The sequence below is a fragment of the Alloscardovia criceti DSM 17774 genome, from assembly GCF_000376885.1.
Classification (GTDB): domain Bacteria; phylum Actinomycetota; class Actinomycetes; order Actinomycetales; family Bifidobacteriaceae; genus Alloscardovia; species Alloscardovia criceti.
The window spans coordinates 270,439-285,501 of sequence record NZ_AQXR01000009.1 but is presented as its reverse complement, the minus strand read 5'-3'; the positions used below and the strand labels follow the sequence as shown (position 1 = coordinate 285,501).

At 52.3% G+C, this 15,063-nt stretch carries 12 protein-coding genes; 4 read left to right on the top strand and 8 right to left on the bottom strand.

Going from position 1 to position 15,063, the window contains the following annotated elements; all coding sequences use genetic code 11:
- Window positions 1-17: 17 nt before the first annotated feature.
- Together D570_RS0103210 and D570_RS08380 are read right to left on the bottom strand one after the other, a co-directional pair.
- The gene (locus D570_RS0103210) at window positions 18-1,190 is read right to left on the bottom strand and encodes an MFS transporter (protein ID WP_018142961.1); all 1,173 of its coding nucleotides are present in this window, start codon (window positions 1,188-1,190) and stop codon (window positions 18-20) included.
- Window positions 1,191-1,235: 45 nt separating this feature from the next.
- A complete protein-coding gene (locus tag D570_RS08380) occupies window positions 1,236-1,907 on the bottom strand; it encodes an HD domain-containing protein (RefSeq protein WP_018142960.1) in 672 nt (223 codons plus the stop codon).
- Between the two features lie 143 nt (window positions 1,908-2,050).
- Here D570_RS08380 and D570_RS0103200 point away from each other — a divergent pair, with 143 nt between their 5' ends.
- The 4 genes from D570_RS0103200 to pgl all read left to right on the top strand — a co-directional run bounded on the left by D570_RS0103200 (window position 2,051) and on the right by pgl (window position 6,290).
- Window positions 2,051-2,746 carry a metal-dependent transcriptional regulator gene (locus D570_RS0103200; protein WP_018142959.1) on the top strand — a complete coding sequence of 232 codons (696 nt, stop codon included), beginning with the start codon at window positions 2,051-2,053 and terminating at the stop codon, window positions 2,744-2,746.
- A 171-nt stretch (window positions 2,747-2,917) separates the two neighbouring features.
- Window positions 2,918-4,405: a glucose-6-phosphate dehydrogenase gene (gene zwf / locus D570_RS0103195; RefSeq protein WP_245531858.1), complete on the top strand. Its 1,488-nt coding sequence runs from the start codon at window positions 2,918-2,920 to the stop codon at window positions 4,403-4,405.
- Between the two features lie 72 nt (window positions 4,406-4,477).
- Complete coding sequence (locus D570_RS0103190; RefSeq protein WP_018142957.1) at window positions 4,478-5,455, top strand: glucose-6-phosphate dehydrogenase assembly protein OpcA; 978 nt, start codon at window positions 4,478-4,480, stop codon at window positions 5,453-5,455.
- A 37-nt stretch (window positions 5,456-5,492) separates the two neighbouring features.
- Window positions 5,493-6,290 carry a 6-phosphogluconolactonase gene (pgl, locus tag D570_RS0103185; protein ID WP_018142956.1) on the top strand — a complete coding sequence of 266 codons (798 nt, stop codon included), beginning with the start codon at window positions 5,493-5,495 and terminating at the stop codon, window positions 6,288-6,290.
- A 65-nt stretch (window positions 6,291-6,355) separates the two neighbouring features.
- Here pgl and D570_RS08375 read toward each other — a convergent pair whose 3' ends face one another.
- The 6 genes from D570_RS08375 to D570_RS0103155 form a co-directional block, all read right to left on the bottom strand.
- Window positions 6,356-7,093 carry a Pr6Pr family membrane protein gene (locus D570_RS08375; RefSeq protein WP_018142955.1) on the bottom strand — a complete coding sequence of 246 codons (738 nt, stop codon included), beginning with the start codon at window positions 7,091-7,093 and terminating at the stop codon, window positions 6,356-6,358.
- A 199-nt stretch (window positions 7,094-7,292) separates the two neighbouring features.
- Window positions 7,293-8,735 carry an NADP-dependent phosphogluconate dehydrogenase gene (gene gndA / locus D570_RS0103175; protein WP_018142954.1) on the bottom strand — a complete coding sequence of 481 codons (1,443 nt, stop codon included), beginning with the start codon at window positions 8,733-8,735 and terminating at the stop codon, window positions 7,293-7,295.
- A gap of 167 nt (window positions 8,736-8,902) precedes the next feature.
- A complete protein-coding gene (locus D570_RS0103170; RefSeq protein WP_018142953.1) occupies window positions 8,903-10,165 on the bottom strand; it encodes a glutamate-cysteine ligase family protein in 1,263 nt (420 codons plus the stop codon).
- Window positions 10,166-10,246: 81 nt separating this feature from the next.
- Window positions 10,247-11,101 carry a class II glutamine amidotransferase gene (locus tag D570_RS0103165; protein WP_018142952.1) on the bottom strand — a complete coding sequence of 285 codons (855 nt, stop codon included), beginning with the start codon at window positions 11,099-11,101 and terminating at the stop codon, window positions 10,247-10,249.
- Window positions 11,102-11,242: 141 nt separating this feature from the next.
- Entirely contained in the window at window positions 11,243-13,891 is a 2,649-nt protein-coding gene (locus tag D570_RS08370; RefSeq protein WP_018142951.1) for a KUP/HAK/KT family potassium transporter, read from the bottom strand.
- A gap of 146 nt (window positions 13,892-14,037) precedes the next feature.
- Window positions 14,038-15,006, bottom strand: a complete 969-nt coding sequence (locus D570_RS0103155; RefSeq protein ID WP_018142950.1) for a TatD family hydrolase — start codon at window positions 15,004-15,006, stop codon at window positions 14,038-14,040.
- Between the last annotated feature and the right edge of the window lie 57 nt (window positions 15,007-15,063).

Here is a 15,063-nt window from a genome sequence, read left to right as displayed (position 1 = left end):
GGCGATGACGGGAATTACTACAGAATGTCCTGATTGCGCTTCTTGCGCTCATACAGGAAGTAGAAGGCAAAGAGCAGGATCACAGCCAAAAGTGTAAAGGGCACGCCCGTCAGCGCTGACATGTGGTAGTCTTCCTGGGAATTATCCAAAGCCCAGCCGCCCATGAGCGAACCGACAGAATTTCCGCCATTAAAGGCGATCTGCACCATCGCACCGGCCAGCATTTCGCCGCCACCTTCGCCGAGTTGCACCATCAGTAACTGCTGAGGCGAGGAAATGAAGAACATGCCTACTGCGCAAATAAAGGTGAGCAGCGCCGATGTGGGGCGCGAACCCGGATCCAAGAAAATCGCAATCAAGGCGAAAACGGCAATTAATTGACCAAATCCTGCCACCGCACCTGGGACGAATTTATCCGTAATTTTACCGCCCGCGAGTCCGCCCACAACCATACCGAAACCAGCCAGCGTCATAAGCAACGGCACAGCCGCCTCGCTCCAGCCGCCCGTCTTTTGCAGCCATGGTGACACGTAGCTCCACCAGCAGAAAATGCCTGAATTTCCAAAGAATACAGCCAAAATCACGAACCACGGCTTGATGCGTTTGAGGAACTTAAACTGTCCCATCAAACCCGCATCCTTAATTGCGCTCACATCGGGCACCCACGCGATAACGAGGATAATCGTCATCACAGCCCATGCGGACAGGATGGCAAAGGCAAGTCGCCACGACAGCGTGCTGCCCAGCCATGTGCCCACGGGTACACCAATCATATTTGCCACGGTTTGGCCCAGCACCATCTGCGACACGGCGATGCCCTCTTTGCCTTTATCTGCCAGCACTTTCGCCATAATCGTGGCCGTACCGAAATACGCACCATGCGGCAGACCGGAGATAAAGCGTGCCAGCACGAGCACGGCAAAATTTGGAGCAAGTGCAGCAAGAAGATTACCCACGAGGGTAATAACCATAAAAAGAACAATGAGATTGCGCGGCTTGATTTTGCGACCAAAAATGAGAAACAGCGCGCCCACGCACACACCAATGGCATACGCCGACACATAGTGACCAGCCGTCGGAATGCTGACCGCCGTTTCATCAGCCGCGCGCGGCAAAACCCCCATCATGACGAATTCAGCCGCACCCAGTGCAAAAGTGCCTGATGCTAGCGCAAGAATGCTCTTCTTCATAGTTTTCTCAAGTTCTCAGTCGTTGTCGTGTAGATAATTGTTGACCTATTTTTCAATAATGTCCATAGCATATTCGCTCGCCAGCTTCGTCAGCTCTGCCGCAGTCGGAACGCCATATTCAGCCACTAGTTTATCCCACCTGTGGAGATTTTCTGCGCCGAATTTTGCGCAGCGCGTGCGGGCCGCATCCTCGCTGACGAAGCGCGCCGGCAGGCTTTTGGTATGGAATTTATCCGCTAGCATCACGATGGCTTGCAGTGTGCTTTGGGCCGTGTAATCTGCCGCAGGTATGGCGAGACTTTGCTTGAGGCAGTCGTCGTAGGTAATGCCTACGCCCGTGTGATTGCGGGCGAACTGGGCGATATCCTCGCTAAACCCGGCTTTGCGTAGGAGTTCGTAGCCGCGTACGCCATGCTGTATATAAACCCCGCGCTGGAAAATAGGCTCTCGTTGGGCAGTGAAATTGCTGTCATCCAGCACACTATAGGTGCCAATATCGTGTGCGAGCGCGCCTTCTATGAGGAGGTTTTTGTGCTCCGAGTCGAGCGGCTTGCCCCAGACGCGCGCGATAATCTCGGCGAGCCGTGCCACGATTTCGCAGTGTGTAGCAATGAGCGCAAATGCCTGCTCCGGCTGAGCACTGCGTGAGGCGATAGCCTTATGGAGTTGCCATAATTTTTCTGTATTAGCCGTTGTCTGCCAGCCGTTCCACACCATAATTCGTATTGTAACGAGCGAGACGTAAATACCGGTGGATTCTCTGATTGCTCTCGGTGCCCAAGGCCTAAAACTGCCCATATGCGAACAATTCGTCACCTTTACCTCTTTATGAAACTTTTCCTCCGTAAAATAGAAGTATTATGACGATTTCTACCTCTGCCAGCACCCAGGATTATGTCAAAGCGATTTGGAAATTGCACGAGTGGCATCACATGGAGTCCAATCCTGCATCCTTGGAGCAGTACATTATCTCCCCTTCTGATTTGGCGAATGAAACAGGCATGCGTGCGTCTACCGTGTCCGGCGCCTTGGCACGCATGACGGATCAGGGATTTGTCATGCACGCACCCTACGGCGGCATCCAACTTACGGAAAAGGGCCGCGCGTTGGCCATCCAAATGCTACGCCGACATCGCATTATCGAAACCTACCTCGTGCACGCTTTAGGGTACACGTGGGATGAGGTGCATGAGGAAGCGGAGGCTTTGGAGCACGTGGCGAGTTCTATGATGATAGAGCGCATGGAGGAACATTTGGGCTTCCCCGACCGCGATCCACATGGAGACCCCATCCCCGACCGCGCAGGCGACATTCCTCAGTTTGACACGATTAATGTCAATCTTGTACCGGTGGGCGCGCGCGCCGTTATTAGTCGTGTGAATGACGATCACACGGATTTGTTGCACATCCTGCAAGAGCACAATGCCATGATTGACAGCACTATTACGGTAAAGGCTCTGACGCCGACGGATATCGTTTTGCAATCCGACGAGGGCGAGGCCTTTTGCGTGAAACGTGCCGACGCGGATTATATTCGTGTTTCACGCATCGCATAGTTTATTTTTTCTTGGATTTTACAGCCTTCACACGTTTAAAATGAAAGTAACTAATATTGAGGAGAACTTATGAATAACGCTTTGAATGGTCACAATTCTGAAGGACATGTTTCCTCTGACCGCACTTCCTCAGCACATCATTGGAATAATCCTTTGCGCAATCCTCGTGATATGCGTCTGCCACGTATTGCAGGTCCGTGCTCCTTGGTGATTTTTGGTGTTACGGGTGATTTGAGTAAAAAGAAACTGATTCCTGCTGTATACGATCTTGCGAATCGTGGTTTGTTGCCTGCTGGTTTCGGTCTTGTAGGCTTCGGACGCCGTGAGTGGAGCCATGAAGATTTTGCTGAATTTATTAAGGAAAATATTCTTGAGCATGCACGTACGGGATTTAATGAATCCACGTGGCAGTATTTAAAGGGCGGTATTCGCTTTGTACAGGGTACCTTCGATGATGCCGATTCTTTCAAGCGCTTGTCTGACACCGTATCCGAGCTGGATGAGGTGCGTGGCACCCGCGGAAATCACGCTTTCTACATGTCTATTCCTCCTCGCGACTTCCCTACCGTTTCCCGCCAGCTTGCGGACTCGGGACTGGCAAAGTCCACGGAGGGTGCGTGGCGTCGCGTCATCATCGAGAAGCCATTTGGGCACGATTTGGAAAGCGCTCAGGAACTCGACCGCGTGGTTTCGGAGGTCTTTGATCAGGAATCCGTCTTCCGTATTGATCACTATCTCGGTAAGGAAACCGTACAAAACATCCTTGCTTTGCGCTTTGCAAACATGATGTTTGAACCTGTATGGAATTCGAATTACGTCGATCACGTGCAAATTACCATGGCAGAAGATATTGGCATTGGTACACGTGCCGGCTACTTCTCCGGCATCGGCATTGCGCGTGATGTCATCCAGAATCACTTGCTCCAGCTGATGGCACTGACTGCTATGGAAGAGCCGGTGAGCTTCTCTGCCAAGGATTTGGTCGCTGAAAAGATTAAGGTGCTCTCTGCTGTGCGCTTGCCGAAGGATTTGGGCGCGCACACGGCACGCGGTCAGTACGCAGAAGGCTGGCAGGGCGCAGAGAAGGTGAACGGTTTCTTGGATGAAAAGGGCATCGAAAAGGACGATAAGACGGAAACATACGCAGCCGTCCGCCTCGATATCGATACGCGCCGCTGGGCTGGAGTGCCATTCTATCTGCGCTCGGGCAAGCGTTTAGGCAAGCGTGTCACGGAAATTGCCGTGGTCTTTAAGCACGCTCCACACCTGCCATTCGAAGACACCTCCACCTCAGAATTGGGCAATAACGCCATCGTCATCCGCGTACAGCCGGATGAGGGCGTCACCATGCGCTTTGGTTCCAAGGTGCCAGGCACTGCTATGGAAGTACGTGATGTGAATATGGACTTCAATTACGGCACGGCCTTTACTGAGCAGTCTCCAGAAGCCTATGAACGCTTGATTTTGGATGTGCTTCTGGGCGAGCCACCACTCTTCCCTACGACACGTGAGGTGGAACTCAGCTGGGAAATTCTCGACCCTATCGAAAAGTTCTGGGCTACGCAGCCGCAGCCACAGGCCTATCGCGCGGGTACGTGGGGTCCTCAGGAAGCAGACGATATGCTGGCTCGCGATGGTCGCGCTTGGCGTTTGCCGTAAAGTTGCCCCATTCTATGCATTGCATCCATTGAAGTCGTTAGAAAAAGCTAGAAAAGCAAGAAAGACAAGACAATGATTGTAAACTTACCATCCAGCACCACGTCTGAAATTTCCTCCAAGCTGGACCAGGCGCACAAGGAACGCGGTGAGGCGTCTCAGGGTCGCGTACTGACCTTGCTCGTCTCTACCAGCGAAAAAGAACTCGAAGACGTGCTCAAAACTGCTATCCACGCAAGTCAAGAGCATCCGAGCCGCATTATTGCTATCGTTACGGACCGTACGGAGGCTCCTGATATGGATACTCTGCCAGCCGTGGCGGTGGGTACTTTGGCGCCTTTGGATGCAGAAATTCGTTTAGGCTCTGATGGCGGCGCCGGCGAGGTCATCGTGATGCGCCCATCGGAGAGTCTGCTGCGCCATTTGGATACGCTGGTGATTCCGCTGCTCGTGCCGGATTCCCCAGTCGTAGCGTGGTGGACCAGCAGCGTACCTGCATCCCCTGCCAATTCCCTGCTCGGCAGCATGGCACGCAGTCGCATTACCGATGCTCAAATGACAGAAAACCCATACGAAACCTTTATGAAGTTGCGCGCCAACCACTCCGTAGAGGAAACGGATCTTTCTTGGACGCGTTTAACGGTGTGGCGCGGACTTTTGGCCGCTATGTTTGACGATCAACCACAGAGTCCTATCCAGTCGGTGACTGTGCGCGGTAGCCGTTCTCACTTGTCCGTGGATTTGCTGGCCGCTTGGCTGGCGTGGGCGCTGAAGGTGCCTGTCAAGTTCGAATTTGATCCTAATGTTTCTGCCGTCAGCGGTGTTATTTTCCACCTTGCAGAAGGCGATAGTGCTATTGAGCGTCCGGATGACACATCCTCGGATATTTTCATCACTACACCGGGTCAGCATAAGCAAACCGTTTCTGTGCCTCACCGCACATTGAAGGAGTGCATGACCGAGGAATTGCGCCGTTTGGATCCTGACGAAATCTACAACGCCGTTCTTACCGAGGGCTGGGATAAGATTAGTCATGAGCACTGGTCTAAGTAAAACCCGCGACTCATACATATCAAGCAATGAGGTTTATATGGATAAAACACAACGCAGCATCATGGTGTATGCCACTGAAGAAACACTTATCCAAACAGTAGCAGCGCGTTTACTTCTGCGCATTTCTGACCTTCTCACCGCTCAGGAGCGCGTTGATGTGGCCTTAACAGGCGGCACGGATGGCATCGAAGTACTAGCAGCCGCAGCATCCAGCCCTTTGGCTGCCGCTGTCGACTTCTCTCGTGTCCACTTCTGGTGGGGCGATGAGAGGTATGTGCCAGTTGATCATGCAGATCGCAATGCTCTGCAGGCGCGCGATGCATGGCTCAATGGCTTGGTGGAAAGCGGAGAACTGCCAGAAAAGAATATCCACGAAATGCCGGCCGAAACGCGTACAGCTGAGCAGGTCGCTGCCGCCAGCGATGCTGAAAATGATGCTGTGCTTCTGGAAGCAGCACGCACCTACCAGGCAGAACTCGACCGCGAGCTCGGTCCAGATGGCTCTTTGGACTTAGCACTCTTCGGCGTGGGGCCAGATGGCCACTTCGCGTCCCTCTTCCCAGGCCATGATGAGGTCTTATCCACAGACCCGTCGATTAAGTGCTTGGGCGTTGCGCATTCGCCAAAGAAGCCACCACTGCGTGTCACCTTAACCGTGCCATTTATCCAGCAGACCGATTTTGTATGGGTCTTTGCCTCCACCGAGCGCAAGAGCGATGCTGTGGGCCGTGCCCTGTATGAGGCGGATAATCAGCACGTACCAAGTTCATTCGCCCGTGGCAAGGAAGAAACCCTGTGGATGATTGACAGTTCTGCCGCAACGAATTTGGCATAACTGTTTCGTACATTTCTTAAAGCAAGGGCGTGGAGTTCCTTATCGAGCTCCACGCCCGTTTTATTTTATTTCTTGCGTAGCAATATGCGGTCTACATAGCCTAAAGCAATTTCTATCACAATGCCCAGGGCCGTTACCACAAGCAAACTCAGGGCTACACCGGCGTACCCCAGCTCGTTGACATTCACAAAACCATACGGGTAATACCCTGTAAACGCCCCATATATGAGCATCCATACGATCCATAATGCCGGCAATACCAGCGTGTGCGCTACGGTCATCAGCCGTGAACCCACATAAAAATCGCGTGGCCCCCATAGCAGCCACACAATCCATGCGCTGAAAGGCACAACGACATGCTGCCACGGCGATGTCACGAGGCTGAGGCCGGAAAGCTGGATATACGGCAGAATGGCGGTGAGAAAAATCAGCGATGTGATAGTAATCATGAGCACGGCCGAATCTACCAAAACCACACGTCGCTTCGTTTTACGTGCACTCAGGGCCAGCATGAGAAACACCACGGCAACCAGCACATTGGACACCATCGTAAAGTAGCTCATGCCTTCAATGAAGCGTTGCCCTGCGCCGGCCATGCCGCGAGCGGAGTGCCCATACAAGCCCTTCCATTGTCCGGAAACGCGTGGATAGAGGTCAAAAATATTGCCAATGTTAGTGACGATAACGCCGGCCCATGCGAGGAATGAAACGGTAAGCATGGCAGTTTTTGTGCCGGTTTTCAGAGGCCCAAAGCTAAATTCTTCACCGTCACTGGCGTAAAGATGAGAAGAAATATTGCGCATAACGAAGCTCCTCACAATACAAATGGGCTTTACTTGGGATTCAACATTATTGCATAAAGAACCGCGATTACCGTTAATACGGCAATCGCGGTCACTTTTCATAAGTTTCACTCAGGTGTAGAAATTAGCTACCGAGGATTTACTCCCCGTTGTTACTCCTGAATTTCTTACTACTGGATTTCTTTTACTCCTAGATTTCTTACTCTTGGATTTCAGAGCGGTCCTCGCTCCACAAGGTGTGGAAGGTGCCAGGCATATCCACACGACCGTAGGTGTGAGCGCCGAAGAAGTCGCGCTGACCCTGAATCAAGGCAGCTGGCAAGCGATCGGAGCGCAAACCATCGTAGTAAGACAGGGAGCTAGAGAATGCTGGAACTGGGATGCCTACGCGCGCTGCAGTGGATACAACTTCACGCCATGCATCTTGTGCATTTTCTACGGCGTCCTTGAAGTAAGCATTCTGAAGCAAAGACTCAAACTTTTCGCCTGAATCATAAGCATCGGAGATGCGGTTGAGGAACTTCGCGCGGATAATGCAGCCGCCACGCCAAATACGTGCTACTGCACCCAAATCGATCTGCCAGTTGTACTCTGCAGCGCCGGCTCGGATCTCATCGAAGCCCTGTGCATAAGCCACAATCTTGGAGGCATACAAAGCCTGACGTACGGCTTCTACGAAAGCAGTCTTGTCTTCTACATTGATCTTGCCGTCAGGGCCTGCCAGTGGCTTGGTCTTGACTTCTTCACGCTGAGCGGTCATGGAGGACAAGCCACGTGCAAATACTGCTTCTGCAATGCCTGTAACTGGGGTAGCCAAAGACAAAGCGGTCTGCACTGTCCAGGTACCGGTACCCTTCATGCCTGCATGATCGACTACGATATCCACGAATGGCTTGCCGGTCTTCGCATCCACATGATGCAAAACTTCAGCGGTAATCTCCACAAGATACGAGTCCAACTCGCCCTTATTCCACTCGTCGAAGGTGGACGCGATTTCCTCAGCGCTCATGCCTAAACCGCGGCGTAGCAAATCGTAGGATTCGCCAATGAGCTGCATATCTGCATACTCAATGCCGTTGTGCACCATCTTGACGAAATGTCCTGCACCATCGTGTCCGATGTGGGTCACGCATGGTTCGCCTTCAGCTACTGCGGCGATGGACTCCAAAATTGGTCCCAAAGTCTTCCAGGATTCATCCGTACCGCCCGGCATCATGGATGGGCCGTTCAAAGCGCCTTCTTCACCGCCGGAGATGCCACAACCTACGAAGTGTAAACCGCGAGCGCGGATTTCCTTTTCGCGGCGAATAGTGTCTGGGAAGTAGGAGTTTCCGCCATCGACGATGATGTCTCCTGGCTCCATGGCATCTGCCAAAGCATTAATCATGGCGTCGGTTGGCGCGCCTGCCTTCACCATGATAATTGCAGTGCGTGGCTTGGACAGGCTTGCTACGAAGTCTTCGATAGTTTCGGAAGGCACGAAGTTGCCCTCGGAGCCGTGCTCCTTCATAAGGGTTTCTGTGCGTCCATAAGAACGGTTGTACACAGCTACTGTGTTTCCATGATGAGCGAGGTTACGGGCAAGATTTGAACCCATAACTGCAAGGCCTACAACGCCAATATTTGCTTGTGCTTCTGCCATTTTTCTACGCTTTCTATTGCTAATGGATCTGGCTTCCAGTTTAGTAGTGGCGCTGGAACGCAGGCATAGCTTTCGCTGAGCGTGTACGCACCACATGTCGTCATTGTGTGCAGTTGTGTCCGCTGTGTACGCCTTAAAGTGCCGTGTTTCGGCACACGCACTCGGAACTAATTCTGGAAGACGTCTGGGTTATGGGGATCTCCCGGGATATCGTCTCCCGTGTACTCGGCATGGAGGAATTCGCGCCAGAATTCTAGGCTTTGACCATATGGTTTGGCCTCTCGGCCCTGCGCTTGTATTTCGAGCTTTGCACGGTTGATATCGAATACACTTATGCCTTCAAAATACCCTTGTAAACGGTCGAGCTCAGCCGGCTGGGTAAAGAGATTGACCACGATATCGGCGAGAATGCGCGCACGTTCTATAGGCAAGGAATCCCAGTGGCGCAACTCTATAAAGTTTTTTAGGCGTACATCGTTGAAATGTGTGGAAATAATATGCGTAATTTCGGCCTCGTTGAGTTCGCGGTCCGGATATACGTCTGCGGCGTTGTCGAAGCTGGCCATCCACACCTGCGGCTCAGAGCCCTGCGCCTCGGGGGTATGCGTCACATCAGCCACCATCATGGGCGTGGCAAGCACGTCATACGCAGCTTTTTCAAAGCTGTAATCCTTATCAAACAAGCCTGGGTTGATGCCCGTGCGGCCCGTGGCCACGCCATCCCACATGTGCTGACGCAGCAGTGGGATGCTGTTTGTGCGGCCTTCAAAGAACGGCGTATTTCTAAAGAAATAATTCAGCAGCGGCCCCACAGCCACACCCATGCGCATTTTGGCGATGGCATCCTCCTCACTGGAGTAATCAAGGCTGATTTGCGTGGAAGCCGAGGCGCGCATCATATTCCAGCCATAGCTCGACAGACGCCCCAAATACTTGTCCATAGCGGCGTAGCGTTGCTTAGGGATGATGTGGATATCACGCGCACTGCTGACCGGCGTGTAGCCGTAATTCAGCAGTTCTACCTGGTGCTTTTCGAGAATGGGGTCGATGTCCGCCCTAAACTGCGCATATACGGCATCTAGCTCTTCAGGTGATGTGAGCACGCCCAAGGAACACTCAATCTGTCCGCCGGGTTCCAGAGAAATCGCAATTTTTCCTCGGGCAAGACCCAGAAGATGACCCCCATCATAATATTCTTTGCTGGCATCATAAAGCGGCGCAAGGTCGTGTAAAATATCGCGAATGCCGTGCTCCTGCGCATATGTAACGGCTTCATGACTGCCCTTGCGCACGGGTAAATGCTCAATTTCCACGCCGATGCCGTACTCTTCGCACGGCACACAGCCCGAGGCGTAAAAGTTCACCACCGACTGCAGATGCTTGGGATTGACGGATCGATCCAGATGAAAATAAGGAAAATCTTTATACATAGGTCTGCTCCCTTCGCGCATAAATGCCTGTATTGAGCGTCACTTCCTGCGGATTCATGGTCGCTTGCCGCTTACTGCACACTAAGACAGAGCTCGAATCTCATACTCGCCTGTGGCCGTATCTGCCACGAGCATGTGATTCTTCGGCAAGTCTTTCCACCCCTCCTCCTCGTTTTGTTCAAAACCGGAGGATGCCACGACGACTCCGCCTGGAATTTCCTTATAGCGGATGACACGGTAATCTTTTGCCTTCTCACGCTGGTTGTATGCCTCGTAAATGTCTGCAATGCGCGTGGATAAGTTTTCATGACCGGTGGCGTTTACGCAGACGAGTTGCGTATCGGTTTGCACAAAGCAGTTATAGGAGGAATCTCTGTATTGCTTACGCAGCTCCGCAATGGCCTGCTCCACCGCCTGATCGACTGGGTAGCCCGCATCTATGAAGTGCAAAATATGCGCAAAATAAATCGCCGAATCCGATTTACCACCCGTTTGGGCGACCTCTTCGGAAGAGACGAGCACATGGGGATTGTGTACGAGATTTACGCCCTCAGTGGATGAAATATCGCCGTTATGGGTAAAACTGATGCCGTGCGCCGTAAAAGGCTGCTGATTTTCTGGAATTAAAGGCAAATTTGAGGAAGCCAAACGCAGATGGAAGATAGCACTACGTGCGCTAGTGGACACCAAGGATTCAAAATTATGATCCAAATATGCCGGTTCTGTGGTGCGATAAATACTTTCAAAAACCTCGGGACTTGGTGCGCCACCGTCTTCTACATGTGCGGCGCGGTGTGTGCTACTGAAGGTGTCCGCTCCCCAGCCATCGTTGTGGATGCGCGAGATTTCCTTAAACTCGTCGAGCTGCGCGGAACCAATGGCATCGCGCAGTGTGATATCGGTTTGAGATGAAACATATCCTAGTAAACGGCACATAATTATAAAAATAACTGCATGAACTGTATTACACGCCCATGCAGTTATTGTGTTTAGTTATAACGAGCGATTACGCGGTGTGAGATTGAGCACAGTTGCGCTTTCGCTCCGAATGTGATCACTCAGGTTGCGCTGTGAAGTCTAGTCTTGCCGACTGTCTTGCTGACCGTTTCGCGCATCTGAAGACGCTTCGGAAGGCGCATCTGCCGTTTCCTCAGTCTGCTGCGTATCTTCAGACTCAGATGCATTGTGGGCATCCTCAGCATTATCTGCGCTGTCCTGATGACCAGTTTGCCCCTGAGCTGGCTCCTGAGACGCTGTCGTTGCCGCATCCGCTTGCGCATCCGTCTTCTCTGCAGGATTTTCTAGAGGGTTTCCCTCAGCATCTTCCAATTCCACGGTGATACCCGCTTTCGCAGCCTTTTCAGCCAGCACCGCCTCCAGCGTGATGCGCTTCTTCGTCTTGCGCAAATTCACGCGACGCAACGGAGCCACCGGCGAGGTGGATACAAAGAGCGGCTGCACTTCGATAAGCGGATTGTACGTCGCCAAACCGAACCACTTAATAGGCGAACCTGCCGCCTTACGAATGGCGTACTTCATGCGCAACGCAATAGCACCCGAGCGCGGCACCTTGGACTCTGGCATGAGTTCCTTGTGGATAAGCACATAGCGGATGGACCCAATTTCCGGATCCTCATCCACCTGCGGATAAATGGTAGTTTGAGGCGGTAGCGTGCCGTCATCAATGAGCTCATGCATGATTTGGTGCAAATAGGTAGCCACATTTTGACTGACCTTAAAGCCCAATCGGATGCGCACACGGAAGAGGAAGTCCGTGCCGAAGTTTTCTACGGAATACTCACGCGTATACGGATCATCGGTAACAAACACGGATACGGCCCACCAGGCCCGAGCACGCTTAGGATGCCCAGCGAAAATGGAATAGAAAATATCCGTATCCAATCGTCGCAGCTCCGTATCAGAAGTCAGATACACCAAATTATCCGCATATAACGGGATGTCTTCATCGTTGTGCAGCACATTCAGCGAAGGTAAGAAGTCCTCTGGCGACATGTGACGCCTCTGGCTACGCTCCACCTTCGTTCCCGTATCCCACGCATACATGATGCCGAAAATAGCGATGGTAATTAAGGTGGTGAACCAACCTCCGGTCATAAACTTCGACATCGAGGAGATGAAGAAGAGGATCTGGATGGCGAGGAAGACGATGGTAAAGATAACGGCGAAGAGTCGACGCCTCTTCCCCCACCACATATAGGCTGCCAGCAGAATGGTGGTGGTAATCATGGTGACCGTCAATGCAAGACCATATGCGGCGGTCATACGCTCGGAATCCTGGAAAATGGCCAGCACAGAAAGCGTTGCAACCATCAGAACCCAGTTCACCACTGGGATATACAACTGGCCGCGGGTACGGCTTGGGTAGCGCACCTGCAAATGCGGCATCCAGTTCAAACCCGTAGCTTCTGAAACCATGGTGTACGCGCCGGAAATCAACGCCTGAGAAGCAATAATACCCGCCACCACAGAGAGAATAACCGCCACATAACGCACGGCTTCCGGCATCATTTGGAAGAATGGGTTGAGATTTTCCAACTGTTGCATAGCCGTGTTGTTTTGATTTTCGATGATCCACTGGCCCTGGCCGAAGTAATTGAGCATCAAGCACACCTTGATGTACGGCCACGTAGCGTAAATATTTCCGCGACCCACGTGTCCCATATCGGAGTACAAGGCCTCTGCACCGGTGGTGGCAAGGAAGACTGTGCCCATAATGGCTAGGCTTGCGTGATTATGCGGCGAGAACAGGTATTGGATGCCGAGTACGGGGTTCAGCGCCTCGAAGATGCTCCAATCCGTGCCAATTGCTGAAATGCCTGTGATGGCAAGGAAGGTGAACCAAATAAAAACGACAATACCGAAAATTTTTCCAATACTTTCCGTACCGCGCGATTGGATGAGGAAGAGTGCCACGATAATCACGGCCGTAATGCCCAGCGAAATATTCGGATTTTCGGTAAAGACCTGCTTGAGCGGTGCCAGCGTGCGCAAACCTTCCACAGCCGAAGAAATAGACACGGCTGGAGTTAGGACGGAATCAGCAAGAAATGCCGCACCACCCACCATTGCCGGTATCCACAGCCATTTTGCGTAGCGCTTGACCAAGGAATACAGCGCAAAGATGCCGCCTTCACCCTTGTTGTCAATGCGCATGGCGATGAACACATACTTGACCGTCGTAATCAAGGTTACGGACCAGAAGAGCAAGCTGAGCATGCCGAGCACGGACTCGCGGTTTGCGTTCTGAATGCCGCCTTGTCCTGTAATGAAGGACTGGGAAAGATATAACGGCGAAGTACCAATATCGCCGTATACCACGCCCAAGGCCACAATCATCATGCCGAGGCTGATTTTATCTTGGGAAGTTTGGATTTTGCGCCACCAACGCCCTAACGGCGTGCGCGCCTTTTTATTTTGCAGTTCGGCCGTGCGTTTTGCTTCTTTTTCCGCTAAACGCTTGGCTTCGAGCTCTTCTTCAGAAACTGCATGTTCGTCAACTTTTGGGGCTTTAGTAATGCCTTCTGGTGGCAAGATTGCACCTGTTTGAGCTAAATCGAGAGCTAGCGAATCTGTGGTCGTACAGATACGTTTATCTCCTTTATCATCAGCAGAAGATTGCTCTTTCTCGGTTTGCTCTGCAGTATCTTTTGCAAGGTTTGCAAGACCGGAGTCTTGATTAGTTCCTGCGTCCATTTCAGACACCATATAATTCTCCACCTGTTTCCAGGACTTTCTCCATGAGCCCTCTACCTCTTGAAGTGACCTAGATATTCTTTCGAATCCGTCAAATTCTCGCGAAATATCAGGCTCGACCAAGCACGTGGTTTGCCACGCACTTTAGCAATAGACGTTTATTTTACACTGCGGTAGGGCAAATCATATGCACGAACGGTGTTTTCGTATGTAATTTCCGCTGTTTCCTTATGGTTCAATTGTAAAACCTCCGCCATAACTCGAAACGTAAAAGGCATCAAATAGGAGGAATTTGTGCGGCCACGGTAAGGCTCTGGCGTCAGATACGGCGCATCCGTTTCTACGAGGATGCGGCTCTTATCCAGCACGCTGAGTGCCTCACGCAGGCGTTCGTTGGCTTTGTATGTAACCGTGCCAGAGAAGCTCAGATACCAGCCGTGTTTATTGGCGAGCTCCGCCACTTCTTTATCCGCAGAGAAGGAGTGGAAGACGGTGCGCTCTGGTGCGCCGTCTTTGAGGAGGATATCGATAACATCCTCGTGGGCGTCGCGATCATGGATTTGTAAGGCGAGGTTCAGCTCTTTGGCCATGGCAATATGCGCACGGAAGGCCTCTCGCTGGGCTGTGCGGGCCTGCGGACCGGTGCGGAAGTAGTCGAGACCTGTTTCGCCAATGGCTACCACATCGTCTGGGTTGTGCGTGGCGATGCGATACACGGTTGCGAGCGCATCGTCGATGGTCACGTCATGCCACGGCTGATAGTGAATGTCTAGTCCATCCGGCCCCACATCGCCGCGATGGCCGTGGAGCACGCTTTCGTTCGGGTGAATTGCTACCGCGGCTTTGAGGATGTCCGGATATTGCTTAGCGATATTCACAGCCCGCATGAGATTTGGCAACTCGCAGCCCACGTCAATCATGTGCGCCACACCTGTGCCCTGTGCCTTGCGAATCAGCTCCTCCACGGAGAAAACTGGCACGGGCGGCATATGGCGCTGCGCCGCCTGACTGCTCATGGAAATTGCGAAATCGACAACCGAGGCCACATGCGTGTGATTGTCGATAATCATGGATTCCAAAGCTTCCGGCGCAGGTGCCCAGGAGCGGTTGCGATGCTTTTTAGCCATACTGTAGTGTCACTTCCTCGCCACTCTTGCGGATGGTACACAATCATGGCGTGATGT